A 25,045-nucleotide genomic window follows, 5' to 3' on the forward strand; every position below is an offset into this window, starting at 1 on the left:
GGCTTCAGGCCGTGTGCGGGTGCCGTGCGCTTTCGTACAAGGTGCGTGCGAGCGAGCGATGCTCGGCAAGCACTGGCGCCAGCTCGAGCCCGGTGAAGCTGCCGTCGCGAATGCGCACCTCACCGTTGATTACGCTCAGCGCGGCCACCCCCGGCGTGCAGAACACCAGCGCTGCCACCGGGTCGTGCCATGCGCCCGCGTGCGCGACGCCGCGCATGTCGAAGGCCACGACGTCGGCCGACATGCCCGGTGCGAGCGCGCCGATGTCGTCGCGCCCCAGCACGCGCGCACCGCCGATGGTGGCAATCTCCAGCGCCTCGCGCGCCGTCATCGCCGCCGGGCCGTAGCCCACGCGCTGCAGCAGCATGGCCTGACGCGCTTCTCCGAGCATGTGTGCGCCGTCGTTCGATGCGCTGCCGTCCACGCCCAGGCCGACCGAGACGCCAGCCCGCCGCATCGCACCGATCGGCGCGATGCCCGAAGCAAGCCGCATGTTCGAGCACGGGCAGTGCGCCACGCCGGTACCGGTGCGGCCGAACAGCGCGATGCCCGCCTCGTCGAGCTTCACGCAGTGCGCGTGCCACACGTCGCGGCCCACCCAGCCGAGGTCTTCGGCGTACTCGGCCGGCGTCATGCCGAACTTCTCGCGCGAGTAGGCGACGTCGTTGTCGTTCTCGGCCAGGTGGGTGTGCAGCGACACGCCGCGCTCGCGCGCCAGTTCGGCCGACAGGCGCATCAGGTCGCGCGACACCGAGAACGGCGAGCAGGGCGCGAGCACGATGCGGCGCATCGAATGGCGCGAGGCGTCGTGCCAGCGGCCGATGAGCCGCTCGCTGTCGCGCAGGATGGTTTCCTCGGTTTCCACCACTTCGTCGGGCGGCAGGCCGCCGGCGCTTCGGCCCACGCTCATGCTGCCGCGTGCGGCGTGAAAGCGCATGCCCATCGCATCGGCCGCCTCGATCGAATCGTCGAGCTTCGAGCCATTGGGAAAGAGATAGAGATGGTCGCTCGTGGTGGTGCAGCCCGAGAGCATCAGTTCGGCCATCGCGGTCTGCGTCGAGACGCGGATCATCTCGGGCGTGAGGCGCGCCCACAGCAGGTACAGGTTCGTGAGCCAGCCGAACAGTTCGGCGTCCTGCGCCTCGGGCACGGCGCGCGTGAGGCTCTGGTACATGTGATGGTGCGTGTTGATCAGGCCGGGCATCACCACATGGCCGTGCATGTCGATGGCCTCGGCCTGGCCGCTGCGCAGGGCATCGAGGTACGCCGCCGGCAGCTCCGCCGTGGCGCCCACCCAGGCGATGGCGGGCCCGTCCATCACCACCGCGCCGTCGGCGATCTCGCGCCGCGCGGCGTCCATGGTGACCAGCACGTCGGCGTGCCGGACGATCAGCAGCGGCTGTTGCGGTGGGGAAGAAGGTTTCATGATGTCATTCGGCTCCGTGCGAGGTGCGTGCCGCCAGTGTGAAGGAACGCTCCTTCGACAGCACGCCGTTGTAGAAAAGATTGAGCAGCACCGCGGCCAGCGTGCCCAGCACGATGCCGCTGTGCGTCAGCGGATGCGTCCATGCCGGAAAGTGCTGGAAGAAGTTGGGCGAGAGCGTGGGAATCAGCCCGAGCCCGATGGAGATCGCGATCACGTACAGCGCATGGCGGTTCTGCGCATGGTCGATCGCACCCAGGATGCGCACGCCCGTTGCCGCGACCATGCCGAACATCACGATGCCGGCGCCGCCGAGCACGAACTGCGGCACCGAGGCCACGATGTGCGCGATCTTCGGAAAGAGCGCGAGCGCAATCAAGAGCAGGCCGCCGCCCGCTGCCACGTAGCGCGAGCGCACGCCCGTCACCGTGACGAGCCCCACGTTCTGCGAGAACGAGGTGTACGGAAAGGTGTTGAACACCCCGCCGATCACCGTGCCCAGTCCGTCGGCGCGCAGGCCGCGCGTGAGCGCATCGGTGCCCACCTTGCGTCCGGTGATCTCGCCGAGCGCGAGGAACATGCCCGTGGACTCGACCAGCGTGATCAGCATCACGATGCACATCGAGGCGATGGCGGTGAACTCGAAGCGCGGCAGGCCGAAATGGAAGGGCGTGGTCACGGCCATCCAGCTCGCTTCTTCCAGCCCGTCGAAGTGCATGCGCCCGAGCGCCAGCGAAACGCCGATGCCGAAGACGATGCCCAGCAGCACCGCGATGTTGGCGATCAGGCCCTTGCCGAAGCGCGTGATCGCGATGATCACCGCCAGCACGGCCGCCGCGATGGCCAGGTTCACCGGCTCGCCGTAGGCGGGGTTGGCCACCGCATGCGCCACGCCGTCGATCATGCGGGTCGCGGTGGGCTGTCCGCCCGCCGCCCAGTTGATCGCCACGCCCATCAGCGACACGCCGATCAGCGTGATGACCGTGCCCGTGACCAGCGGCGGAAACACGCCCAGCACCCGCCCCATCAGCGGCGCGACCACGATGCCGAACACGCCCGCCACGATGGTCGCGCCATAGATGGCCGGCAGGCCCAGCGAAGGGTCGATGCCGATGGCGATCATCGGCCCGACGGCCGCGAAGGTCACGCCCATCATCACCGGCATGCGGATGCCGAAGCGCCAGAAGCCGATGGCCTGCACCAGCGTGGCGATGCCGGCGGCCAGCAGGTCGGCGTTGATGAGGAAGGCGATGTCGGCCTTCGAGAGGCCGAGCGCGCCGCCCACGATGAGCGGCACCGCCACGGTGCCCGCGTACATCACGAGCACGTGTTGCAGGCTCAGCGCGCCGCAGCGGCCGAGGGGAAGTTTCTGGTCGACCCCTTCGCCGTCTCCTGCGGGGGTCGTTTTATCGTTCGAAAGCATGTGGACCTTTCCTGCCGATGAGCCGGCGCGGCAGTCTAGGAGCGATGCGTTCGCGTGCGCAAAGTCAATAAATGACCTGCCCTGTGCACAAAAAGTGGACGCTTTCCGGCGGCGGTGGGGTCACGGTGCCAGCAGTTCGTCGAGGCACGCGACGACGTGGTTCGCGAACAGCTCGGCCGCGGGGCTCGGCACCTGGGCCGCCCGGGTCTCGAGCGTGAGCGTCTGGGCGCGCAGCGTGGCGTCGCGCAGCGGAATGAAGACCAGCGAGCCGTCCTGCCGCTCCTCGTCCACGTCGAGCCGGTTGAGCAGCGTGATGCCGCCGCCCTGGCGCACCAGCCGGCGCATCAGCGCGGTGGAGGTGGTCTCGATCACCGGCGAGACGCTGATGGCCGAGCGCCCGAACGCCGCATCGAGGATCGGGCGGATCGACAGCGAAGGCGCGGGCAGGATCAGTGGGTAGCCCACGCATTCGGCCAGCACCGTGGTCGCGTGCTCGGTGAGCGGATGGCCCGCCGGCACCACCGCGCCGATGGGCCACTCGCTGGTGAAGAGGGTGCGAAAGCCCGCCGTGCCCGGCACGTCGTAGGCCAGCGCCAGGTCCGCATCGCCTTCGCTCACGCTGCGCAGCACCGCCGCGATCGGCAGGCCGAGCAGCTTGAGCTGGATGCCCGGATGCGCCTCGCGAAAGCGCTGCACCACGGCCGGCAGGAAGGCATCGGCCAGGCCGGCCGTGGTGGCGAGCGTGACCTCGCCCTGGCGCAGCCCGCGCATGGCCTCGATGCGCTGGCGCACGAGGTCGAACTCGCGCAGCGTGCCGCGCGCATGCGCCAGCACGATCTCGCCCACGGGCGTGAGCTTGAGCGTGTTGTGGATGCGCTCGAAGAGCGGTGCGCCCAGTTCTTCCTCGAGGTTGAGAATCTGCCGGTTGACTGCCGTGGGCACCACGTGCAGCTGCTCGGCCGCCTTGCGGATCGAACCCGCGCGAACTACCTCGACGAAATAGCGAATGACCTTGGCGTGCATGAAATCCCCTGCGCCGTTCCGTGGCGCGGGGGCATCATGCATGCGGGTTCAGAGGTCGGGCAAGCCCATGGCCGGATCGCTCACCGTTGACTGTGACGGTCCGCGGGCCGTCGCTGCGCATGCTCAGGGAGATATTGCCGTTGGCGATGTTGCGACATACGACGTGCATTGCCTCAAGTCACCACAAACGCCACTGGCCCGGCCAGAGCCTCGTAGCCATCGTTGGCCAGAAACCAGGCTTTGTAAGAGCCTGCAGCAAGGGCCGCCGTCTTCAGCGTCACTTGGCCGCTGGCGCCGGTCGCGTATTGATAGATGCTGTATGTGCGATAGCCCGCTTGATCGGCCACTGTGCTGGATGACGGAAAGACACCGATCCAATTCGTGGCGCTCACGCTCTCTGCCGGAACGCTGTAGCCGAAATCAATGGTGCTCCCTGCCGCAATGCTGGTCTTCAAGGCCGTGAGCGTTGGGGCCACAGCGGGTGGTGTCGGGTCGGGAGGAATCACTGGCGGTGGCGTCGAGTCCAGCTTCGGGTCAGACTTGCTCGACCGGCCGTTCTCGACATGACCCGCAAAGCGCCGAAAGAAGCTGTAGTCGGTGTTGGCGGTGATGGAAAAGTCGTACCAGCCGTCGCTCGTGCTCAGATCCCAGTAATCGTCGACGCTGGCGCCAGCGCTCAATGTGAAGTTGCGGGAAGCCGCGCTGCCGTAGCCATTGACCACCGTCACCTGGCATGGCGTATCGCCCGTGTTCTTGAGCGTCAGCCGGATGTTGCGGTTGGTCACGTCGTAGCAGGCCGCGACTTCCGGATTGGCGTGCCCTGGGGCGGTCGCAGTCGAAACATTGCCTTTGAACTGGCGCAGGAAGCCATTGGCGCCATAGACGCTGAGATCGTAGATTCCCTGCGTGACGGCAACGGCGCTCCAGTAGTCGGAGAGCTTCTTGCCCGCTTCAACGGTGTACACCCAGGGGCCGTCCGTACGGTTGCCGGCGTAGACCTGAAACACCGCGGCCACGCCTCCTGTGTTGCCAAAGTCGAGCCAATACTTGCCGGCGGCGCCATCGGTTCTGCCGTGCGCGAACAGTTCGTAGGGTATCGGGCGAGCGGGCCGCTGACCGGGTTCCTGTTGTGGCAGCGTCTGGACCGCAGGTACCTGCGATTGGTAGCTGCCAGGGTTCGTCGTGGGTGGCACATAGCCCGCAGTGGGCGAGAGCGCCGGAATGACCGAGTCCGGGTTGGCGAAGTTGAAAGCCGAACTCAGGTCGCCGCAGACTGCGCGACGCCAGGGCGAGATGTTCGGTTCCTGCACGCCAAACCGGGCTTCGATGAAACGGATGATCGACGTGTGGTCGAATACTTGGGAATTGACCCAACCGCCTTTGGACCAAGGCGAAACCACGAGCATCGGTACGCGCACTCCCAGACCAAAAGGTTGGTTGTCGGTGTGGTATTCGTTGACGGTACTGACCGTGGATTGGCCCTGGCTCGCCGAGAAGGGCGCGAAGGGCGGCGGCACGTGGTCGAACGAGCCGTCGTTCTCGTCGTAGGTAACGAGCAGCACGGTCTTGGACCACACATCCGCATTGGAGGTCAGTGCCTGCAAGACATGATCGATGTACCAGGCGCCGCCGTTCGATGGCCAATCGGGGTGCTCGGTGTAGGCTTCGGGCGCGGCAATCCACGACACCTGAGGCAACGTGTTGTTGGCGACGTCGTTCTTGAGTTGATCGAAGAGAGTCCCGCTGACGGCGATGTTGGTTCCGGTCCGGGCCTTGTCGTACAGCGCATCGCCCGGCTTGGCGCTACGGTATTGTTTGAAATAGAGCAGCGAGTTGTCGCCGTAGTTGCCGATGAAGCCGTTGCTGCCCACCCAGCCCCAGTTTCCACTTGCATCAAGTCCGGTCCCGATGTCCTGGTAGACCTTCCACGAGATCCTTGCCGCCTCGAGTCGCTCGGGATAGGTGGTCCAACTGTAGTTGCCTGTCTCGCCATTCGAGATGTCCGGGCCACCGGTGGCGCCGTTGGTACCGTCGTTGCCACAGCAGCCGCTGAACATGTAGTAGCGATTGGGGTCGGTCGGTCCCAGCAGTGAGCAGTGGTAGGCGTCGCAGATCGTGAAGGCGTCGGCCAGCGCGAAATGAAAGGGGATGTCCTCGCGCGTCATGTAGGCCATTGTGCGAACGCTCTTTGCCGACACCCATCCGTCGTATCGACCCTTGTTCCACGCGTTGTGCCCGTCGCCCCAGTTGTGATTCAGGCCAGAGATGTACTTCGAGCCCAGATTGCCGGCGTCCGGGTGATAGGGCAGGACATAGCCGCTGCCCTTGGGCTGGTACCAGACGGGTTTCCCGTTGGGCAATGCGATCGGTCGCGGGTCGCCGAAACCGCGCACACCTTTGAGGGTGCCGAAGTACTGGTCGAACGAGCGGTTCTCCTGCATCAGGATCACGATGTGTTCAACATCCTTGATGGTGCCGGTGGCGTTGTTGGCTGGAAGCGCGAGCGCGCGGCGAATGCCGGGCGGGAAGGCGGAGAGAGCGGCAGCGGCGAGCCCGGTGGTGGCGGTGCCCGTGAGGAATTTGCGGCGTGAGGTCATTGTCTTGTTCTGGCGGTTCTTGGTGTTCAGGGGGCGCAGCGCATCTCGGGCTTGACGGTGGTGTCGGGCGGCGCCGGCGTGGCCGGCGTGGGGGGCACGGCGCCTGGAAAGCCGCTGAAGAAACCACCACCGCTGCCGCCGCCGCCACAGGCGGAAAGCGCGCAGGCCACGATCAGTGCGGGGGCAAGCCGCGCGGACAGGGTAAGAAGTCGCATGAGGTGGTCCTCTGTTGTGGGGGTGAAACCGGTGCGGCAAAAAAAAAGTGCCTCAAGGGCACGGCGCACCGAACAGACAGCAAGGCTAAGAAGGACCCGTTACGCAGCCATGAATGGGCGATGACAAAGCAAAGACGCGCGCGTGACGACGCGCGATCTCACGGCATCAAGACAGGATGGAACCGAGTTCCGGAGACACCGCGGAACCGGCTTCGCCGGGCCGCCGGCATTGCCCCTGCAAAGGGGGTAGGCGAAGCGGCACGAAGTGCGCGCAGCCCTGGGGGTCAGCGCTCGTTGCTGATGCCGCTGGATACGTGGCCGGCGGGCACATGCCGCGAGGCCGCATCGACATGACCGGTCTGGTCGTCGAAGAAGAAGTCGGGCTCGAACTCGCGCAGGAACTCGCCCTTCGGCAGGCCGCCGAGGAACATGGCCTCGTCGACCTGGATGTTCCACTTCATCAGCGTGCGGATCGCGCGTTCGTGCGCGGGTGCGCTGCGCGCCGTGACGAGCGCGGTGCGGATGCGCATCTGCGCATTGCCCGCCATCTGCAGGCGGTGCAGCGCGATCAGCAATGGCTTGAACGGTCCCTCGGGCAGCGGCAGGTCGGCCTTGCTGAGCTCGTGCGCCTGGAAGGCGTCGAGCCCTTCGGCCTGGAACACGCGCTCGGCCTCGTCGGAGAAAAGCACCGCATCGCCGTCGAAGGCAATGCGCACTTCGTTGGGCCAGGCATCGCTGGCTTTCACCGATTCGACCAGCACCCGCGCGGCCGGAAAGCCTGCGCCGAGCGCTTCGCGCACATCCTGCGCATTGACCGACAGGAACAGGTGGGCGCGCAGCGGACGCAGGTAGCCGAAGGGCGGCCGGCCCTGGGTGAACACGCCGCGCTGGAGCTTGATGTCGGCCGCCGCGCTCGACCTGAAGATGCGCATGCCCGAGACAGGGTCGTTGCGCGAGAGGATCACCACCTCGACGCGCTGCACGCCGTCTTCATTGAAGCGCAGCAGCTTGCGGATCAGCGAGTACGCGATGCCGGGCGCGGCCGGCACGTCGATCCGGTCGAGCTGCAGCTTCATGTAGCCCTCGTTGTCGCCGGCCTCGAAGATCTTGTTTTCTTCTTCGAGGTTGAACAGCGCCCGCGAGGAGATCGCGACCACGAGTTTGTCTTCGAGCGTTACCGGCATGATGCGTCGTGCTTTCTGGCGGGTGTCACTTGACGAACTGGTTGAGCTGGATGATAGGCAGCATCACGGCCAGAACGATCAACATCACCACGCCGCCCATGGCCACGATCAGCAGCGGCTCGAGGATGGTCGCCAGGTGCATCGCGCGGCGCTGCACTTCGGCGCCGAGCTGGTTGGCCGCGCGCTGCAGCATCAGGGGCAGCGTGCCGGTCTGTTCGCCCAGGCGCGCGAACATCGAGACCAGGCCCGGAAAGCGTTTCTTCTGCGCGAGTGCGGAGGCCAGCGGCGCGCCTTCGCGCACCAGCACCAGCGCGTCGAGTGCATCGGCACGCATCGCGCGGTTGCCCAGCGTTTCGGCAGCCGCCTGCAGCGCACGCAGGATCGGCACGCCGGCGGTGGCCAGCATCGCGAGCGTGCTGGCGAAACGCGCCGCGTTGTAGCCGCGCGCGAGTTTGCCGACCAGCGGCAGCTTGAGCCATGCGGCATCGAACTTGAGGCGGAACGCTTCCTGCGCCAGCGCCAGGCGTACGCCGATGGCCGCGAGCACGACGCCGCACAGCATCCACCAGCCGTAGTTGCGCACCCCCGCGCTCAGCGAGAGCATGACGGTGGTGAGGAAAGGCAGCGAGCGCTTGGTGCCCGCGAACACCTGTGCCACCTGCGGCACCACGTAGCTCACGAGAAAGATCACGATCACGATCGCCACCAGCGTGACGATGGCCGGATACAGCGCCGCGCCGATCAGCTTCTGCTGCAGCGCCTGGCGTTCCTCGAGATCGTCGGCCAGGCGGTCGAGCACGAGGCCGAGGTTGCCGCTTTGTTCGCCGGCGCCGATGACGGCGGTGTAGATGGGCGAGAACTCGCGCGAATGCGCCGACAGTGCGCGCGCGAAAGGCGAGCCTGCGTTGACCTCGGCGCGCAGCGAAGCGACGAGGTTGCGCTGCGGCTCGGACTCGGCTTCGTCCGTGAGCGCGGTCAGCGCGCGCTCCAGCGGCAGGCCCGACGAGACGAGGCCCGCAAGCTGGCGGGTCCACACGGCAAGGCCCGTGGAATTGAAGACGCGCTTGCCGCCGCCGAGCCAGCGGCTGAGGCCGCTGCGCTCGCCGGTGCCGTTGATGTGGTCGCTGCCGACCGGCGTGACCGACAGCGGGATCAGCGCCTGCGCGCGCAGCAGGCTGCGCGCGCTGCGCGCGGTGTCGGCCTCGAGCACGCCTTCGCGCGACTGGCCGCTGGCATCGATGGCTTCGAAGGAATAGGCGGGCATGGGGAGCGCCGGGTGGTTGCGGCTAGTCGCGCGTCACACGGACGAGCTCGGCGCGCGAAGTGATGCCGGCCTGCACCAGCCGTTCGCCGTCTTCGCGCATCAGGCGCAGGCCGCCGCGAGCGCCGGCTTCGAGGAGCTTGCTCTCGGCCGCCTTGCTGTGGATCAGGCCCTGCACGGTTTCGTCGGCCACCAGCAATTCGAAGATGCCGGTGCGGCCCTGGTAGCCGGTCTGGCCGCAGACATCGCAGCCGGCGCCCGTGCAGACCGTGCAGACCTTGCGCACGAGGCGCTGTGCGAGCACGCCCAGCAGCGAGGAACTCAGCAGGAAGGGTTCGACGCCCATGTCGGTGAGACGCGTGACGGCGCTGACCGAATCGTTGGTGTGCAGCGTTGCGAGCACCAGGTGGCCCGTGAGCGAAGCCTGGATGGCGATCTGCGCGGTTTCGAAGTCGCGGATTTCGCCGATCATGATCACGTCCGGGTCCTGCCGCAGGATGGCGCGCAGGGCCTTCGCGAAGGTCAGTTCGATCTTGGCGTTGATCTGTGTCTGGCCCACGCCCGGCAGCTCGTACTCGATGGGGTCTTCCACCGTCATGATGTTGCTGCGGCTCGCATCGAGCCGCGCGAGCGCCGCATACAGCGTGGTGGTCTTGCCCGAACCGGTCGGGCCCGTCACGAGGATGATGCCGTGCGGCTGCGTGATGAGCTTCTCGAAGCGCGACAGCGTGTCGCCCTGCATGCCGACCGATTCGAGCGTGAGCTTCGATTCGCTCTTGTCCAGCAGGCGCAGCACGGCGCGTTCGCCGTGGGCACTGGGCAGCGTCGAGACGCGCACGTCGACCGCGCGCGTGCCGATGCGCAGGGAGATGCGTCCGTCCTGCGGCAGCCGTTTCTCGGAGATGTCGAGGTCGGCCATGATCTTCAGGCGCGAGATCAGTGCCGCATGCAGCGCGCGGTTGGGTTGCACCACCTCGCGCAGCGTGCCGTCGATGCGAAAGCGCACGGACGATGTGCGCTCGTAGGGCTCGATGTGGATGTCGCTGGCGCCGTCGCGCGCGGCCTGCGTGAGCAGCGCATTGAGCATGCGGATGATGGGCGCGTCGCCGGCGCTTTCCAGCAGGTCTTCGACCGCCGGCAGCTCCTGCATCATGCGCGACAGGTCGGCGTCGCTCTGCACTTCGCTCACCACCGCGGCGGCGCTCGATTCGCCCTGCGCATAGGCCGCGCTGATGCGCTGCGCCAGCGGGCCGTCGGCCAGCACCTCGAAGGCCTGCACGCCGTACTTGCGCGACACCTCGCCGACCGCGCTGCGGGCGGGATGGGCCGACATCCACAGCGTGTAGCGGCCGTTGTCGGCTTCCTCGAGCAGCAGTTGCTGGCTGCGTGCGAACGCATAGGGCAGGGGATAGCGCATGGGCGGGGTCAGCGGGGCGTGTTCGGTGAGGAAATGAGGAGCGGGCGCATCAAGGCAGTTCGCGCGCGCTGACCGGATCGGCCGTGGGCGGCAGGGCGCCGCGCAGCGGGCTCGGGCGCAGCGTGCGGGTGTCTTCGGCGGGGCGCGGCGGCGGAATGAGCTGCGTGCCACCGAAGCGGGGCGTGACGGTGGTGCGGTTGTCCGAGCGCGCGGGCGGCGCTTCCGGCAGCACCGGCGCAGAGTCGACGCCGCGCAGCATGATGTTGTCGGTGCTCGGCTGCGTGCGCTGCTGCATGCCGCGGATCTCGTCGTAGCGGTCGTAGGCAAAGGCCTCGGTTGCCGCGCCGTCGCGCATTACCGCGGGGCGCAGGAACATCATGAGATTGCTCTTGTCGCGCGAGCGGATCTCGTTCTTGAACAGGTTGCCGAACACCGGGATGTCACCGGCGAGCGGTACTTTCTCGATCGTGTTGCTGTAGTTGTCCGACAGCAGGCCGCCGAGCATGACGAGGCCGCCATCCTCGACCAGCACGCTGGACTCGATCGAACGCTTGTTGGTGGTGGGGCCGTTGGCGTCCTTGGCCGTGTTCTGGTCGACCGTCGAGGTTTCCTGGAAGATGGTCATCTTCACGGTGCCGTTCTCGTTGATGGTCGGGCGCACGCGCAGCGTGAGACCGACGTCCTTGCGTTCCACCGTGGTGAAGGGGTTGATGCCCACCGAGCCCGAGGTGCTCGCGTACTGGCCCGTGACGAAGGGCACGTTCTGGCCGATCACGATCTTGGCCTCTTCGTTGTCCAGCGTCAGCAGGTTGGGCGTCGAGAGCACGTTGGCATCGCCGTCGCTGTTGAAGAAGTTGGCGATGGCGCCCAGGATGTACTGGCCGCCGATCTTGCCCGCGAGGGCGAGGTTCAGGCCGGTCGACGGCCGGACATTGGCCACGTCGCGCGTGGCCAGCGCCTGGGTCAGGGCCAGGATGTTGGCGCTGGCAAGGCTGGAGTTGGTGCCGATGACTGCGTTGTTGCCCAGCGCGCTCTGCCACTGGACGCCGAAGTTCGCGGCCTTCTTGGCGCTGACCTCGACGATCAGCGCCTCGATCATGACCTGCGCGCGCCGGCCGTCGAGCTTGTCGATCACCGCACGCATCTGCCGGTACTGCGGCTCGGGCGCCGTGATGATCAGCGAGTTGGTCGACGGGTCGGCCTGGATCTGGCCGCCGGTCGAGGGCTGGTTGGCGTTGTTCAGCGGCGCGTTGGCGGCCGCCGAGCCGGCTTGTCCGCCCATGCCGGTCTGTATGTTTTGCGGCAGGCTGGCTTGCTGTGGCACCGGGCTGCCGCCGCCGCCGGCACCACCACCCTGCGCACCCGGCGTGGTGGACTGCTGGCCCGCCGCCATCGCGGCGCGCAGCGTGGCCGCCAGCCGCACCGCGTCGGCGTTCTTCAGGTAGACCACGTAGATGTTGCCGGCGGCGCCGTTGCTGCTCTCGGTGGGCGCTCGATCGAGCTTCTCGACCAGCGTACGCACCAGCTGCGCCCGTGCAGGATTGGCCGCGCGCAGGATCAGCGAGTTGCTGCGCGGATCGGCCAGCAGCGTGGTGCGGAACGACGCATCGACCGCGCCCGGCGCGGCGGCACCTGCTGCGCCCGAACCGCTGCCGTCGACCAGCCGGGTGATCAGCGGCAGCATGTCGGTGGCCACCGAGTGCTTGAGCTGGATGATCTCGATGTCGGACGCATTGGGTACGTCGAGTGCCGCGATGATGCGGGCCAGCCGGCGCATGTTGTCGGCGTAGTCGGTGATCACGAGCGAGTTGTTGCCCGGGTTCACGTTGATGGTGTTGTTGGGCGGGATCAGCGGGCGCAGCACCGGCAGCAGGCTGTTCGGCGACTCGTAGTTGAGCCGGAAGATCTGCGTGACGATCTGGTTGCTGCCCGACGAAGCCGTGGCGCCGATCGAGGTGTTGACCGTGCTGCTCTGCAGCTTGGCGTCGGCTTCGGGTACCACCTTGTAGAGGCCGTCGGCCTCCACCACCGCAAAGCCCTGCAGCCGCAGCGCCGAGGCAAACTGGTTGAAGGCCGCGGCCGGCGCGATGGCGCGGTCGGTGACCAGGTTCATCGTGCCCTTGACGCGCGGATCGACCACCACGTCGCGCCCGGTGACGACCGCCATGGTGCGGGCCACGGCCTCGATGTCGGCGTTGGAGAAGTTGAGCGTGATGGGCTCGCCGCGCCGCGGTGCCTCGCCTTGCGCCAACGCCGGCGGCATGACCTGCAGGAAAGACGCCGCGATCAGCATGCGCGCCGCGAGTGCGACGATGCCGAGGCGGGCGCTGGGCGAGGAGGGGGACTTCATCATGATCAACCCAGGGTGATGATCGAACGCGCGTTGTCGCGCCGTCCGATGATGTTCAACAAATTGGAAAGAGCATCTTCGCGGCCGGCCGCGGCACTGGCTTCGCCGTTGAAGCGGAAGGCGGTGCCGTTCCAGCTGCCGCTGCCGTTCAGCTCGAGGCTGCCTTCGCGGGTGCTGAGCAGCAGCGTGGGGCGGTTGCCGCCTTCGAGCGTGAGCCGGTAGCTGCCCATCGGCCGCAGGGTCGACAGGCTGGAGGAAACATCGGTGGCATCGAGCGTCGCCTGGCCCGCGATGCGCAGCACGGGGCCGTCCCACTGCATCGAGAAGGCCTTGGTGGACAGGTCGAGCGCACCTTCGAGCTTGAGCGTGTTCCACGGTGCGCCCAGGCCGGTGAGCAGCGTGGCGGGCCAGCGCGAGCGGGCGTCCTGCCAGTCGAGCTGCATGCCGCCGGCACGCGGGCTGGCCTTGAGTTCGACCGGCCGTGCCGCGCAGCAGGGCAGGTCGAGCGAAGCGAACATGCCACTCCAGCTCGGCCGCATGCGCCAGTGCAGCAGGCCGGGCAGCGAAACCGCCTGCGCGCCGCCGGCGCCGCTGGCCAGCACCACCGCCGCCGTGCCGTTCCAGACCGTGCCGCGCGGATTGACCAGCAGCAGCCGGCCCTGGCTCCAGTTCGACAGCGCCGAGGCAAGCCAGCGCGCGGGTGCGAACAACACCACGGCCAGCACCGCGCCGACCACGATGCCGAGCAGGGCCCAGCGCCAGCCGCGGCGCGGCCTGGACTCGGAGATCGGGGCGCGCGTCACCATGCCGGGCTGTTCATCGGGGGGCGGGCAGGGCCATGACGAGCGTGCCCTCCCAGCGAACCTGCGGGAGTTGCGGGGCGTCCTTGCTGCCCGGAGCGGGCGGCGTGGAGGGAGCGCGGGTCAGGTGGACTTCGCGCGGCACCGCATGGGCATTGCCGCGCGCCTGCGCGAGCCACTGGGCGACCGTGCTGGCGGGCGTGGCGCGCAGCGTGACGGTGGCGCCGTCGCCGCCGGCCGTCATGAGCTGGGCATTGGTGGTGCCCAGGCCTTCGCGCACCGAGGTTTCGAGGGCGCGCAGCGCGTCGTCGCGGGCGAGCCGGGGCTGAGACTGCAGCGCCTTCGCGCGGTTCTGCAAGGTGGCCATCTGCTGCAGTTGCGCATCGAGCAGCGCGTGTTCGGCCGGTGCCGCGGCCAGCGTGYGCAACGCGGGGGCGAGCGCAATCCACCATAGCAAGGCCAGTGCCACGAGCGCGATGGCCGCGCCGACCATGCGGCGCTCGCGCATCGCGAGGGCGGCCCAGCGGGCCTTGAGTTGTTCGCTGAAGTTCATCGGTTGGCCTCGGCCTGTACCAGCAGCAGATCGCCCTCGGTGCGCACGTTGTAGCCGCGCGGCGCCATCGCCCCGGTGATCTGCGAAACCTCCGAGGGTTGCAGCCCGAGGCCGCGCAGGCGCAGCTGGCCGGCGCTGTAGTCGACGGCCATGGGTGTTCTGCCGGGAGGGAGGTTGGTGGCCAGTGCGCCGACCATGGGTTCGAAGTCACTGGCGGCGACGTCGCCCACGGCCTGCTGGAGCGCGGCGACTTCGCGCGTCATCTGCAGTTGCGGGTCGACCACGATCTTCACCGAGGGAAAGGTCTGGGTGAGGATGCCCTTGGCGGCCTGGCGCTTGGATTCGAGCGCGTTGCGCTCTTTCCAGGCCCAGGCGTTGAGGCCGATCAGCTGGGTCAGCAGCAGGGCGACGACACCCCACCGCGCGGCGCGCCATTCGGGCGCGTAGCGCAGGGTCTGGAGCACCGAGGCGAATTTCTTGCCGGCGCGTGCGCGGCCTGTTGCGGCGAGGTCGAACTGCGCCAGCTCCCAGGGCGTGCGCGCAGCCTGCAGCCAGCGCTGCGGCGCCTGCACGATGGGCACGCGGCGTTCGAGCAGGTGCTCGGCCGCTTCGGCAACGGCGGGCTCGGTGGTGATGACAGCGGTGTCGAGCGGCAGGCTGCCCGACAAGGCCAGTCCGGCGCCGGCCAGCGGCAGCGAGACCACGCCATCGGCATCGCAGACGGTGAGCTGCGGCGCCTCGGGTTCGCCGGTGACCTGCAACAGGGGCGGGCTGTCGGCCGGCTGAGGCGCGAATTCGGGAACGATGCGCACGACGCGCCGCCCGGCCGCTTCGAGTCCCTGCACGATGCTGCGCAGCCAGATGCGGTTGCAGGCCGCGACCCAGACCGGTCCGCCGGCCTTCGCGTCGGGCTCGAGCGCGAAGTGCAGGGCCTCGGGGTCGTCGAGCAGGTGTTCTTCGAGCAGGCCGTCGAGCACCGCGCGCAGCTTCGATGCACTGCCCATGCTGCCCTTGGGCAGCGTGACGCGGTGCCACGACAGCGCCGAGGAAGGAATGCCGAGCGTGACTTCGGTGCTCGAGGGCAGGAGCGCCAGCAGCGCACGGCCTTGGTTGCGCAATGCAATGCCGTCGTCGCCTGCCTGGGCCCAGTCGTACTCACCCGCGGCGTCGGCCGGAGGGAGGGGGGCAATGAGCAGCAGCGGGGTCATGGGAGTGTCGGAAAAGCCGGTGATTGTAGGTGGGCGTCTTACAGACAACCGCTATTATTTGAATAGCATGGTCGACAGGTATGACGGGCGTTATAAGGCTTTTTTGTCAAATATCGGTAAACCGGGCTCAGGGTTTGGCCGGAGTGGTCGTCGCGCCGGCGCCGCGGGTGCGCCAGATCGTCGTCACCGTGACACCGTTGCGTTGCAGCAGCGAGTGCTCCTCGACCCAGGTGCGGTCGAGCCGGAGGCGGCCGTAGACCTCGAAGTACTGGGTGCCCACGCCATGCTGGGTCGCGTTGAACCGGGAGCCGCCGCTGGGCAGTCCCTGATTGGCATCCTCGATGCTCTTGAAATAGGAGCGGGTGCGCCGCTCCACCACCTGCCGTGCGCTTGCGATCGGCAGCGATTCCAGGCTGGCGCTGATGGCCTCGGCGCTCGCGGTGTTGAGATTGAGGGTGGTCCGGACGGGCAGGATGGTCACGTAGGGTTCGAGGGTCTTGGCGGTCGACGGCGAGAGCCCGAGCCACACCAGTTGCGAGACCTCCTGCGGCATCAGCGGCGCGCTGCCCGAATCGCCGCCGGACGCCTCGTCGGTGCCGGTAGACAACGCCCTGACGAGGCCCGCGGTCATCTGGCTGAGTTCCGAGGCCGGCAGGCCCAGCAGGTTGAAGAGCCGGGTGAAGGTGGCGACGCTCGCCGGCACCGGCTTGCCGCCATCGACCAGCGACAGCACGTTGAGCTTGGACTGCGCATCGACGATGCGGCCCGAGAGAAAGGCGTCGGGCAGCCCCTCGAGGTTGTCGCTCGCCACGTTCTTTTCAGCCGACAGGAAGCTGGTGAGCCGCGCTTCCTCGAGCGGCACCGCCCAGGGTTCGGCCAGGTGGTCGGGGCCGCCCGTGCGGCCGTCTTCGCCGAGGATCAGGCGCGACCAGTCGAGCGCGCCGATCAGCACCCAGGCGGCCTGCACGCGCGCGCGCTCGGCGCCTTCGACTTCCGATGCGCGCCACTGCTGCCACAGCGCCGCGGCGGAGAAGGTGGCGACGAGCATCACCGTCAGCATCGCGGCGAGCAGCGCGGCGCCGGACTGGCGGCACGCGCGGTTCATGAATGCGGGAGCGCGCTTCGTCATGACCGCGGCGCCCCCACGGTCGGCTTGACCCAGTCGCGCGTGAGCGTGCCCGACAGCCCGTCGCCGGGCGGCAGGCTGAGCACGAGGCGCACGCCGTCGGGCATGTTGACGACGGGGCCCGCGGGGTTGGCCGGATTGGCGGGGACGGCGGGCAGCGAGCTGGCCGGGACCCAGCTGTTCTCGCGGAAGTAGTAGAGCTGCCAGCTGATGGCAGGCATCAGCGCGACATCGGTGTAGCCGCCCGGTTGCGCGCTGCCGTCCTGCGCCCAGGAAGCGGCAAGGTTCCAGGCCTGCTGCCATTCGCCGCGCGTGGTGAAGGGCTGCGACTGCCAGCGCTGCCAGCGAGCGCCGTCGGCGCCGGGCCGCAGCGTCCAGGCCACCACCAGCATCGCCGGCGCGGAGGGGTCGCTGCCGCGGCGCGTGAGCCGGAGCACGCGGCCGTCCCAGTCGATCGGGCGGGTCTGCGCCAGCGAAGTCACGGCGTCGAGGTCGGCGCCCCATTGAGCGAGCGTGGCCTGCAGGGTCAGGATGGCGTCGGCGCGCTGCTGGTTCTGCGTGGTGGCGCGCGACATGCTGTCGAGTCCGCGCCAGCTCACGAGCGAGAGCAGGGCCATCACCGCAATGGCCACGAGCAGCTCGATCAGCGTGAAGCCATGCGGGGCTTTGCGGCGATGGACGCGCTGCATCTTCATCAGAAGCGGCCGACCACGGTCGAAATGCGCAGGATCGGCGAGTTGACCTCGTCGCGCACCTGCACGTCGACGCGCCGGAAGTTCGGGTTGAGCGTGGGCACGGTCGAGGTCGTCACGTTGAACGAGATGCCGGCCTGCACGCAGATCGAGCCCGAGTCGCCCACGGCGGGCATCTGCCGCGCGAGGCGGGCCTTGGCGAGTTCGTTTGCCGCGCACAGGTCGGCCAGCACCAGGTCGGATTGGCGCTGCGCGTTGCGCGTGAGCGACATCGTGGCCTGCGAACCCGCCGCCAGCGCGAGCGCGACGATGCCGAGCGCGATCAGCACTTCGATCAGCGTGAAGCCGCTCGCGGCCGGCGCGCGCCGCAGTCTCATGGCACGGGCGAGACGGTGAAGGGGCGCAGCCCGTCGGTGGCGATGCGCAGCGAGCGCGCGGGCGGGCCGGCCGAGTAGAGCGTGATCTGCTGCGCGGCGATGATCGGATCGGGGCCGAGCTGCAACGCGGGAACCAGGGTGCCGTTGGCGAGCGAGGCCTGGGCGGTGATGCCTTCCGCGACCCAGCCGCTGGGCAGCGCATCGGCCGGCAGGCCGTCGAAGACGAAGCTGCCCTCGACCGGCCGCCAGCGCACCGCGACGCCGCTGGCCCGCGACTGGGCGCGGGCGGATTCGAGAAGGGCTGCGAGCCGGTCGGCCTCGCGGTCGAGCTTGGCAGCCTGGCTGTCGCGCATTGCAAAACTCACGCTGGCGGTGCCGATCGCGATGATCGCGATCACCACGATCAGCTCAAGCAGCGTGAAGCCGCGCGCGGTGCGGCTGCTACTGCCAGCTGCCGATGTCGGCATTCTTGCCCTCGCCGCCGTTCTGACCATCGGCGCCGAACGAGAGCACGTCGATTTCGCCCTTGATGCCCGGGTTCATGTACTGGTAGGGATGGCCCCAGGGGTCGTTGGGCAGCTTCTCGACGTACGGCTTCCAGTTCGGCGCGGCCGGGCCGGTGGTCGGGCGCGTCAGCAGCGACTGCAGGCCCTGCTCGGCCGTCGGGTAGCGCTGGTTGTCGAGGCGGTAGAGCTTGAGCGCCTGCATCAGGTTGTTGATGTCGGTGCGGGCGGCCGTCACGCGGGCATCGTCGGCACGCTCGATCACGTTCGGCACGATCAGCGCGGCCAGCACGCCGATGATGACCAGCACCACCATCAGTTCGATCAGCGTGAAGCCGCGCTGGGCGGTTCGGGAGGCGGCACGAAGGAATTTGTTCATAGGTTGGGCGACATGATTCGGAAAGCGCGCTGCATGATAATCCGCGCCCATGACAAGTCCTTACTCCGCCGCCCGCTGGCATGCCCCACTTGCAACGGCGGGGCTTTGGGCGCTGGCCGCCGGCGCCGCGGTGTTCTGGGCTTTGCGCCTGGCATCGCCGACCGATGCCGTGGCCGCGGCTGCGGCGATGCCGCGGCCCTCGTTCTCGGCCGACGCCGAGGCGGTCGGGCGGTTGCTCGGCGTGGTCTCCGTGCAGAACACCGCGCCTGCGGCGCCCGAGGCGGCCAGCCGCTTCGCGCTGGTGGGCGTGGTGGCCGACCCTTCGAACCAGGGCGCTGCATTGATCGCCATCGATGGCAAGCCGCCCCGGCCGTTCCGCGTCGGCTCGCGTGTCGGCGACAACTACGTGCTGCAGTCGGTGGGTGTGCGGGCGGCAACGCTCGGTGCCCAGGTCGATGGACCGGCGGCTTTCACGCTGCAGTTGCCGGTGCGTGCGCCGATCAGTGTCGGCCTCCCGCCGCCGCCGATCACGGGCGTCTCGCCGGCGCCGGTTCCGACGCAGCGGCCGGCCGGGCTGTTGCCGTCCACCATGCCTGCCGTGGTGGCGCCACCGGCACCCCCGCCCGAGATGGCGCCGCCGCAAGGGCAGGCACCGGCACCGGGTGCCGCGCAGTAGTCTGGCCGCGCTTCAGGCCTGCAGGAACAGGCGATAGGCCGGGTTGGCCGTTTCCTCGACGTAGGGGTAGCCCAGGTTTTCGAGGAACGCATCGAAGGCCGCAGCTTCACCGGCCGGCACCTGCAGCCCCACGAGGATGCGCCCGTAGTCGGCGCCCTGGTTGCGGTAGTGGAAGAGGCTGATGTTCCAGTTCGGCCGCATCAGGCTCAGGAACTTGAGCAGCGCGCCGGGTCGCTCGGGGAACACGAAGCGCAGCAGGCGCTCGTCGTGCGCGAGGCCCGTGCGTCCGCCCACCAGATGCCGCAGGTGCTCCTTGGCGAGCTCGTCGTGCGTGAGGTCGAGCGCGTCGAAGCCATGGTCGCTGAAGTTCTGGGCAATGGTGGCCGACTCGCCGCGCGCCGATGTCGTGAGACCGACGAACACGTGCGCCTTGGCCGCGTCGCTGATGCGGTAGTTGAACTCCGTCACGTTGCGCGGTGCGCCCCCGGCCGAGTCCGGTTCGTTGGCGGGCAGTTCGCCGACCAGTTCGCAGAAGCGGCGGAAGCTGCCGCGCTCTTCAGGGATCGTGACGGCGAACAGAGCCTCGCGTTCTTCGCCGACCTCGGCGCGCTCGGCCACGAAGCGCAGCCGGTCGAAGTTCATGTTGGCGCCGCACAGGATGGCCGCGTAGGTTTCGCCATGGCGGCCGTGCCCGGCCACGTACTGCTTGATCGCCGCGACCGCCAGCGCACCTGCCGGCTCGAYGATGCTGCGCGTGTCCACGAACACATCCTTGATGGCGGCGCACACGGCGTCGGTGTCGACGGCGATGAATTCGTCGACCAGTTCCTTGGCAATGCGGAAGGTTTCTTCGCCGACCAGCTTGACGGCGGTGCCGTCGGAGAACAAGCCGACATCGGGCAGGTTCACGCGTTGCTGCGCTGCGACCGATTGCATCATTGCGTCGGAGTCGTTCATCTGGACGCCGATCACCTTGATCTCGGGACGAACGGCCTTGATGTAATTGGCCACGCCGGAAATCAATCCGCCGCCGCCGATGGCAACGAAGACTGCATCGAGCGGGCCTTGGTGCTGCCGCAGGATTTCCATGGCGATGGTGCCCTGGCCTGCAATGACATCCGGGTCGTCGAAGGGATGAACGAAGGTCAGGTTCTGCTGCTTCTGCAATTCGAGCGCGTGCAGGTATGCGTCTGAATAGCTGTCGCCATGCAAAACAATTTCGCCGCCGAATCCGCGCACGGCGTCGATTTTCAATTTGGGTGTGGTCACCGGCATGACGATCACTGCGCGTGTGCCGAGCTTGCGCGCGCCAAGCGCAACACCTTGCGCATGGTTGCCTGCTGATGCGCAGATCACGCCGCTCGCCAATTGCGCAGCACTCAGATGCGCCATCTTGTTGTACGCGCCTCGCAGCTTGAAGCTGAACACCGGTTGCTGGTCTTCGCGCTTGAGCAGCACGGTGTTGCCGAGCCTCTCGCTGAGTGCGCGTGCTTTCTCCAGCGCGGACTCGACGGCGACGTCGTAAACCCGGGCGTTGAGAATTTTTCTGAGATAGTCGGCGGGCGTCAACGCCGAATGAAGAGGCGCATCGCGCATGATTTTTTTCAAGGGAGTTTTCGTTTGCTAACTGTTGATGATAAGAGGCATTGGGATTGCTTACGAGAGAAGACATGGACACAAATGTCATAACTCTCTTTCCCAGAGCCCCGGCAGCGAATGATTCGGGGTTTTTAACGCGCAGCTATTCCGCGATTCATGCGCCCGCCAATCAAATAACAATTGAGCAAAATTTGTTATCAGTCTGTGTCAGTGACCTTTCCAAAGGGCTGATGACAGCTGAGGCCGCACGCGTTCAGCGAAACGAAATCGGACGGCCCACATGGCAGGTGATGGGCAACAGATTGCGCGCGCACATCATTCCGCTGCTGGGCGATTTGCCTGCGCAAGCATTCGCGACAGCCGATGCGCAACGTTTGATTGATCACCTGGGAGCGCAAGGCTTCACAAGCACGACGATTGCCCAGTACCTGGTGCTGCTGCGCAAGGTCGTGATGCATGGCGTGCACACCGGCGTGCTGCGTGACGCACCTGCGTTTCCGAAGATCAAGGTGCGCAGTCAGCCGCGCGGCAGTTTCAGTGTTACGGAGTACCGGGCGTTGGTCGCCGCCGCGCGCGGTTTGCGCGGGCACTCGCATCCGGTGCTCGATCGGCTGTCGGTTGGCGAGCGATTCTGGATTGCGCGCGAGTTGCTCGTCATGCCCGACGAGTTGCCCTGGTTGATCCGCTGGATGGTGAACACCTTCGTTCGTCCGAGCGACATCAAGCTCATGAAGCACAAGCACATCGAGGTCGTGCGCGGCAAGCATGTCTATCTGCGGATGAACCTGCCGGAGACCAAGCGGCACAGCCAGCCCATCGTGAGCTTGTGTCCGGCCGTCCGGGTTTATGAATGTTTGCTCGCTTATCGCCGTGAGCATGGTTTTGGCGGGGCGGAGGACTACATCTTCCTGCCGCACTTGAAAAATCGAGAGCACGCACTGGCGGTGCTCAACTTCTTCTTTCACTGGGTGCTCGAAAGGACGGGGCTCGAAAAAGGGCCGCTGGGTCAATCGAGGACGCTGTATTGCCTGCGCCATACCGCAATCACGTTGCGGCTTCTGTATGGGCAGGGGATCGACATGCTGACCTTGGCGCGCAATGCGCGAACGAGCGTCAACATGGTCGAGCGTTTCTACGCATCGGTGCTGAGCGGAGAAATGAACGTGGGGCTGCTGCAAAGCAGGCGTGGCCGGATGAGCTGAGAAAGAACAAAAAGCCGCCCAGCGTGAGCTGGGCGACTGAAGGCTTTGTCGATTCGAACTGGCGTGAGCCAGCATGAGAATCAGGCTGGGATCAGAAAGCGTGACGGATACCGAAGTCGTAGCCGGTCGAGGTCTTCGGGGTGAAGACGTTGGTGTTGATGAGCGCCGGGCCGCCAACGGTCAGGGCTGCATTGTTCTTGTTGCTCACACGGGCCACCGTCGCGTACAGAGCCGTGCGCTTCGACAGGTTGTGCACATAGCCGATGGCCAGCTTGTTGGCCTTCGGATCAGGCGTAGCAGGCGTGAACGCAAACAGCGGCTGGACCGTGTTCAGGTCGTACTTGACTCTCGAGTACGCAGCGCGGATCAGGCCAGCACCGACGGGCACGGTCACGCCCAGCAGGTAGCCCTTCAGGCTCACGTCAGGTCGGCCGGTGCCGAACAGCGGTTCGTTTTCGTAGTCGCGGGTGTCCTTGACGCGCGACACTTCACCGAACAGCTTCACGGGACCGAAGTCATACGAAGCGCCGAGGTTCAGAGTCTTGACCGAGTCGGTCGTGCCAGCATAGTACTGGTCGCCAGAGGTGCTGCTGCCATACGACGCTGCAACGTCCAGAGGACCATTTGCATAGCCGAAGCGGCCACCGACGTAACGACCAGTGCGCGAGTTGTTCGCAACATCGGGCGTAGCGGTACCGGGGCTGAACTTGTCCTTTTCGTGGAACGCGTACATCACTTGACCGTAGAAACCACCCAGGTTCGGCGGCAGAAAGTAGCCGATGCTGTTGCTGGCGCGAACGTAGTTGGGGTTGCCACCGAAGCCGCCCGTACCGCCTGCGGTGTTGAAACCGCTGGCCGTCGAGATCAGGTTGCCGCCCACGCCGTTGGTGCCGAACGGATCGAACACGGTGTCGTTCCAGAAGGTCGGGGTGTAGTCACGGCCGAGGCGGACTTCACCGAAACCACCCGACAGGCTCACAGTCGAACGACGAGCGAACGTCGCGACGCCGGTTGTGCCGTCATCATTGGTGACCGGCGCTTCGAGCCAGAAGCTGGCTGCCAGGCCACCACCGAGGTCTTCCGTGCCACGGAAGCCCAGACGGCTGGAGTTGTAGCCCGAGTTCGCCAGAGCGGTGCGGCTGACCTTGACGCTGCCCTGATTCACGTAGAACGGGTTGGCGATCGGAAAACCGTTGACGTACGTGACGCCAGTGTGCAGGTCACGCGAGGTGGACGAGTAGCCGCTGATCGACGCGTCGACCACACCAAACAGCGTGACGGACGACTGAGCCGAGGCAACACCGGCAACAGCCAGGGCAGCCAGAGCAACTGCCCTTTCGCGGTGGGAACTAGAGTGGCGCCGACATCATGGGCATCGGAAAGAAAAAAGCCCCGAGCTTTGCAGCTCGGGGCTAAATCCACCAATTGGAAGGGTGGAGGAGACAACTGAGTGCGCATACGTTTGCGCGATGAAATAAAGTATATCGACTGTTTGTTGCGTTGCAACAAGCGAGTGATGCTTTTCCCACACAAATTGATGCTGGCATGTGCTTTTTGCCAGCCATCCTGACTGGAATCCGAAGAATCATGGAATGCACAGTGAGTTGGACCGGCGACGCGGGAACGCGTTCGGCCATGGGATTCGTTGCCGAAACGGGCAGTGGCCACGTCCTGATGATGGATGGTGCGCCCGACGCGGCCAAACCGGAGAGCGGCGGTCAAAACCTCGCGGCGAGGCCGATGGAGACGGTGCTTGCCGGCACGGGCGGCTGCACGGCCTACGACGTCGTGCTGATATTGAAGCGTGGGCGCCATCGTGTCGAGCGCTGCAGCGTCAAGCTGACCAGCGAGCGCGCGGAAAAGGACCCCAAGGTCTTCACGAAGATCCACATGCATTTCACCGTCGCGGGCAAGGGGATTCCGGCCTCCGCGGTGGAGCGCGCGATTGCGCTGAGCCACGAAACCTATTGCTCGGCCAGCATCATGCTGGCGAAGACGGCCGAGATCACCACCAGCTTCGATTTGATCGAAACCTGAGGTCGCGCACCCTAGATTCGGTGCGCCAGGGTGGTCATCACACGAGAGGCCAGGCGCATCAGGGCCTTGGCGGGTGCCGGCAACTCGGCCGCACCGGCATCGACGGCCTGCGTCGCATGGCGCGCTTCGTCGAGCTTCATTTGTTCGACGACGGCCCTGGAGGCGCTGTCGGACGGCGGAAGCCGATCCAGGTGACTGTCGAGGTGGGCCTCCACCTGACGCTCGGTCTCCGCAACGAAACCCAGGCTGAGCGGATCTCCGAGGCGCCCGGCGATGAGGCCCAGTCCGAAAGCCCCGGCGTACCAGAGCGGATTCAACAGCGAAGGCCGTGCGCCGAGTTCATCCAATCGCTGTCGTGTCCAGGCCAGGTGGTCGGTCTCCTCATGTGCAGCCTCGATGAATTGGGCGCGCAGGGCCGGATCGCGTGCCACGGCGGCCTGGGCGGTGTAGAGCGCCTGGGCACAGATTTCGCCCACGTGATTCACGCGCATCAATGCGCCGGCGTCGCGCCGCTCCCGTTCGTCCATGGCGCCGGGCGTCTGGGATGGGAGGGGCATGGCCCGGGTGGCGTGCGGGCGGGCAAACAGCGTGCGCAATGCCGCATCTGCTGCGGTCAGGGCGGGGTCTAGCAGGAACGTCATGCGCCTATTTGAACGCACCCCCGGAAAGCTGCAAGAACCGGCGGTCTTGTTTCACATTGTGGTGTGACAGATGGGCTAAGTCCTTTGTTGCAGGACTGCAACGAAACGCGCGAGCCATCCAAGATTTCGGGCGATTTGTTTTGCCCTGCCGCAGCGGCTCTGGTGCAATAGCAACAACTTCCCAAAAGGAGGTTGGCCCGGGGTCCGGTGGGAGCACAAAAAAGTGCCAGTCACGGTGAGCCCTTCGCACCGGAGCCCTATGTTTAACCTTGGAGAAACTTGCAATGAAAAAATCTCTAGTTGCTCTGGCTGCCCTGGCTGTTGCCGGTGTTGCCTCGGCTCAGTCGTCCGTCACACTG

Annotated in this window: 22 protein-coding genes and 1 pseudogene; 3 read left to right on the forward strand and 20 right to left on the reverse strand. The window is 66.8% G+C overall.

What is annotated here, in order from left to right; all coding sequences use genetic code 11:
• Positions 1-4: 4 nt before the first annotated feature.
• From AC1DXX_RS15030 to gspG, 17 genes and pseudogenes are all read right to left on the reverse strand, one after another.
• Entirely contained in the window at positions 5-1,426 is a 1,422-nt protein-coding gene (locus AC1DXX_RS15030; RefSeq protein ID WP_478135000.1) for an 8-oxoguanine deaminase, read from the reverse strand.
• Between the two features lie 4 nt (positions 1,427-1,430).
• A complete protein-coding gene (locus tag AC1DXX_RS15035; RefSeq protein ID WP_478135001.1) occupies positions 1,431-2,846 on the reverse strand; it encodes a nucleobase:cation symporter-2 family protein in 1,416 nt (471 codons plus the stop codon).
• Between the two features lie 120 nt (positions 2,847-2,966).
• Positions 2,967-3,869, reverse strand: a complete 903-nt coding sequence (locus AC1DXX_RS15040) for a LysR substrate-binding domain-containing protein (RefSeq protein WP_478135002.1) — start codon at positions 3,867-3,869, stop codon at positions 2,967-2,969.
• 515 nt (positions 3,870-4,384) lie between these two features.
• Positions 4,385-6,466, reverse strand: a pseudogene (locus tag AC1DXX_RS15045) (phosphocholine-specific phospholipase C); the annotation flags it as partial.
• A 26-nt stretch (positions 6,467-6,492) separates the two neighbouring features.
• Positions 6,493-6,681 carry a hypothetical protein gene (locus AC1DXX_RS15050; protein ID WP_478135003.1) on the reverse strand — a complete coding sequence of 63 codons (189 nt, stop codon included), beginning with the start codon at positions 6,679-6,681 and terminating at the stop codon, positions 6,493-6,495.
• Between the two features lie 284 nt (positions 6,682-6,965).
• Positions 6,966-7,865, reverse strand: a complete 900-nt coding sequence (locus AC1DXX_RS15055) for a 5'-nucleotidase (RefSeq protein ID WP_478135004.1) — start codon at positions 7,863-7,865, stop codon at positions 6,966-6,968.
• Between the two features lie 25 nt (positions 7,866-7,890).
• The gene (gene gspF / locus AC1DXX_RS15060) at positions 7,891-9,129 is read right to left on the reverse strand and encodes a type II secretion system inner membrane protein GspF (protein WP_478135005.1); all 1,239 of its coding nucleotides are present in this window, start codon (positions 9,127-9,129) and stop codon (positions 7,891-7,893) included.
• 22 nt (positions 9,130-9,151) lie between these two features.
• On the reverse strand, positions 9,152-10,543 hold the full coding sequence (locus tag AC1DXX_RS15065; RefSeq protein ID WP_478135006.1) for a GspE/PulE family protein: 1,392 nt from the start codon (positions 10,541-10,543) through the stop codon (positions 9,152-9,154).
• Positions 10,544-10,592: 49 nt separating this feature from the next.
• The gene (gene gspD, locus AC1DXX_RS15070; RefSeq protein WP_478135007.1) at positions 10,593-12,893 is read right to left on the reverse strand and encodes a type II secretion system secretin GspD; all 2,301 of its coding nucleotides are present in this window, start codon (positions 12,891-12,893) and stop codon (positions 10,593-10,595) included.
• Positions 12,894-12,898: 5 nt separating this feature from the next.
• Positions 12,899-13,699: a type II secretion system protein N gene (gene gspN, locus AC1DXX_RS15075; protein ID WP_478135008.1), complete on the reverse strand. Its 801-nt coding sequence runs from the start codon at positions 13,697-13,699 to the stop codon at positions 12,899-12,901.
• A 10-nt stretch (positions 13,700-13,709) separates the two neighbouring features.
• Positions 13,710-14,246 carry a type II secretion system protein GspM gene (gene gspM, locus AC1DXX_RS15080; RefSeq protein WP_478135009.1) on the reverse strand — a complete coding sequence of 179 codons (537 nt, stop codon included), beginning with the start codon at positions 14,244-14,246 and terminating at the stop codon, positions 13,710-13,712.
• Positions 14,243-15,454 (reverse strand): type II secretion system protein GspL, encoded by a 1,212-nt coding sequence (gspL, locus tag AC1DXX_RS15085; protein ID WP_478135010.1) that lies wholly within the window; start codon positions 15,452-15,454, stop codon positions 14,243-14,245. The genes gspM and gspL overlap by 4 nt, the downstream gene beginning before the upstream one ends.
• Before the next feature lie 127 nt (positions 15,455-15,581).
• Positions 15,582-16,583: a type II secretion system minor pseudopilin GspK gene (gene gspK / locus AC1DXX_RS15090; protein WP_478135011.1), complete on the reverse strand. Its 1,002-nt coding sequence runs from the start codon at positions 16,581-16,583 to the stop codon at positions 15,582-15,584.
• Positions 16,580-17,269, reverse strand: a complete 690-nt coding sequence (locus AC1DXX_RS15095; protein ID WP_478135020.1) for a PulJ/GspJ family protein — start codon at positions 17,267-17,269, stop codon at positions 16,580-16,582. The genes gspK and AC1DXX_RS15095 overlap by 4 nt, the downstream gene beginning before the upstream one ends.
• Before the next feature lie 5 nt (positions 17,270-17,274).
• On the reverse strand, positions 17,275-17,649 hold the full coding sequence (gene gspI / locus AC1DXX_RS15100) for a type II secretion system minor pseudopilin GspI (protein ID WP_478135012.1): 375 nt from the start codon (positions 17,647-17,649) through the stop codon (positions 17,275-17,277).
• A complete protein-coding gene (locus AC1DXX_RS15105; RefSeq protein WP_478135013.1) occupies positions 17,646-18,116 on the reverse strand; it encodes a GspH/FimT family pseudopilin in 471 nt (156 codons plus the stop codon). The genes gspI and AC1DXX_RS15105 overlap by 4 nt, the downstream gene beginning before the upstream one ends.
• Positions 18,091-18,531: a type II secretion system major pseudopilin GspG gene (gene gspG, locus AC1DXX_RS15110; protein WP_478135014.1), complete on the reverse strand. Its 441-nt coding sequence runs from the start codon at positions 18,529-18,531 to the stop codon at positions 18,091-18,093. Before gspG ends, AC1DXX_RS15105 begins: the two co-directional genes overlap by 26 nt.
• 49 nt (positions 18,532-18,580) lie before the next feature.
• On the opposite strand from gspG, the gene AC1DXX_RS15115 reads away from it, so the two are divergent.
• A complete protein-coding gene (locus AC1DXX_RS15115) occupies positions 18,581-19,207 on the forward strand; it encodes a type II secretion system protein N (RefSeq protein ID WP_478135015.1) in 627 nt (208 codons plus the stop codon).
• A gap of 12 nt (positions 19,208-19,219) precedes the next feature.
• Here AC1DXX_RS15115 and ilvA read toward each other — a convergent pair whose 3' ends face one another.
• Positions 19,220-20,803 (reverse strand): threonine ammonia-lyase, biosynthetic, encoded by a 1,584-nt coding sequence (gene ilvA, locus AC1DXX_RS15120; protein ID WP_478135021.1) that lies wholly within the window; start codon positions 20,801-20,803, stop codon positions 19,220-19,222.
• Between the two features lie 74 nt (positions 20,804-20,877).
• Between ilvA and AC1DXX_RS15125 the strand changes: the two genes are divergently transcribed.
• Positions 20,878-22,008 (forward strand): hypothetical protein, encoded by a 1,131-nt coding sequence (locus AC1DXX_RS15125; RefSeq protein ID WP_478135016.1) that lies wholly within the window; start codon positions 20,878-20,880, stop codon positions 22,006-22,008.
• Positions 22,009-22,099: 91 nt separating this feature from the next.
• Here the strand turns inward: AC1DXX_RS15125 and AC1DXX_RS15130 are convergent, their stop codons facing one another.
• Entirely contained in the window at positions 22,100-23,332 is a 1,233-nt protein-coding gene (locus AC1DXX_RS15130; RefSeq protein WP_478135022.1) for a porin, read from the reverse strand.
• Positions 23,333-23,595: 263 nt separating this feature from the next.
• On the opposite strand from AC1DXX_RS15130, the gene AC1DXX_RS15135 reads away from it, so the two are divergent.
• Complete coding sequence (locus AC1DXX_RS15135; protein WP_478135023.1) at positions 23,596-24,045, forward strand: OsmC family protein; 450 nt, start codon at positions 23,596-23,598, stop codon at positions 24,043-24,045.
• 11 nt (positions 24,046-24,056) lie between these two features.
• Here AC1DXX_RS15135 and coq7 read toward each other — a convergent pair whose 3' ends face one another.
• The gene (gene coq7, locus AC1DXX_RS15140) at positions 24,057-24,686 is read right to left on the reverse strand and encodes a 2-polyprenyl-3-methyl-6-methoxy-1,4-benzoquinone monooxygenase (protein WP_478135017.1); all 630 of its coding nucleotides are present in this window, start codon (positions 24,684-24,686) and stop codon (positions 24,057-24,059) included.
• Positions 24,687-25,045 lie beyond the last annotated feature (359 nt).

Source organism: Variovorax sp. P4_B10, assembly GCF_056402375.1.

What these genes read in the sequence shown, in the direction of transcription:
- AC1DXX_RS15115 (WP_478135015.1), top strand. Translation starts at nt 18,581, where the DNA reads ATGACAAGTCCTTACTCCGCCGCCCGCTGGCATGCCCCACTTGCAACG.
- AC1DXX_RS15030 (WP_478135000.1), bottom strand. Translation starts at nt 1,426, where the DNA reads ATGAAACCTTCTTCCCCACCGCAACAGCCGCTGCTGATCGTCCGGCAC.
- coq7 (WP_478135017.1), bottom strand. Translation starts at nt 24,686, where the DNA reads ATGACGTTCCTGCTAGACCCCGCCCTGACCGCAGCAGATGCGGCATTG.
- gspD (WP_478135007.1), bottom strand. Translation starts at nt 12,893, where the DNA reads ATGAAGTCCCCCTCCTCGCCCAGCGCCCGCCTCGGCATCGTCGCACTC.
- gspL (WP_478135010.1), bottom strand. Translation starts at nt 15,454, where the DNA reads ATGACCCCGCTGCTGCTCATTGCCCCCCTCCCTCCGGCCGACGCCGCG.
- gspG (WP_478135014.1), bottom strand. Translation starts at nt 18,531, where the DNA reads ATGAACAAATTCCTTCGTGCCGCCTCCCGAACCGCCCAGCGCGGCTTC.
- gspI (WP_478135012.1), bottom strand. Translation starts at nt 17,649, where the DNA reads ATGAGACTGCGGCGCGCGCCGGCCGCGAGCGGCTTCACGCTGATCGAA.
- AC1DXX_RS15065 (WP_478135006.1), bottom strand. Translation starts at nt 10,543, where the DNA reads ATGCGCTATCCCCTGCCCTATGCGTTCGCACGCAGCCAGCAACTGCTG.
- gspN (WP_478135008.1), bottom strand. Translation starts at nt 13,699, where the DNA reads ATGGTGACGCGCGCCCCGATCTCCGAGTCCAGGCCGCGCCGCGGCTGG.
- AC1DXX_RS15050 (WP_478135003.1), bottom strand. Translation starts at nt 6,681, where the DNA reads ATGCGACTTCTTACCCTGTCCGCGCGGCTTGCCCCCGCACTGATCGTG.
- AC1DXX_RS15035 (WP_478135001.1), bottom strand. Translation starts at nt 2,846, where the DNA reads ATGCTTTCGAACGATAAAACGACCCCCGCAGGAGACGGCGAAGGGGTC.
- AC1DXX_RS15055 (WP_478135004.1), bottom strand. Translation starts at nt 7,865, where the DNA reads ATGCCGGTAACGCTCGAAGACAAACTCGTGGTCGCGATCTCCTCGCGG.
- AC1DXX_RS15125 (WP_478135016.1), top strand. Translation starts at nt 20,878, where the DNA reads ATGGACACAAATGTCATAACTCTCTTTCCCAGAGCCCCGGCAGCGAAT.
- gspK (WP_478135011.1), bottom strand. Translation starts at nt 16,583, where the DNA reads ATGACGAAGCGCGCTCCCGCATTCATGAACCGCGCGTGCCGCCAGTCC.
- gspF (WP_478135005.1), bottom strand. Translation starts at nt 9,129, where the DNA reads ATGCCCGCCTATTCCTTCGAAGCCATCGATGCCAGCGGCCAGTCGCGC.
- AC1DXX_RS15105 (WP_478135013.1), bottom strand. Translation starts at nt 18,116, where the DNA reads ATGCCGACATCGGCAGCTGGCAGTAGCAGCCGCACCGCGCGCGGCTTC.
- AC1DXX_RS15095 (WP_478135020.1), bottom strand. Translation starts at nt 17,269, where the DNA reads ATGCAGCGCGTCCATCGCCGCAAAGCCCCGCATGGCTTCACGCTGATC.
- AC1DXX_RS15040 (WP_478135002.1), bottom strand. Translation starts at nt 3,869, where the DNA reads ATGCACGCCAAGGTCATTCGCTATTTCGTCGAGGTAGTTCGCGCGGGT.
- AC1DXX_RS15135 (WP_478135023.1), top strand. Translation starts at nt 23,596, where the DNA reads ATGGAATGCACAGTGAGTTGGACCGGCGACGCGGGAACGCGTTCGGCC.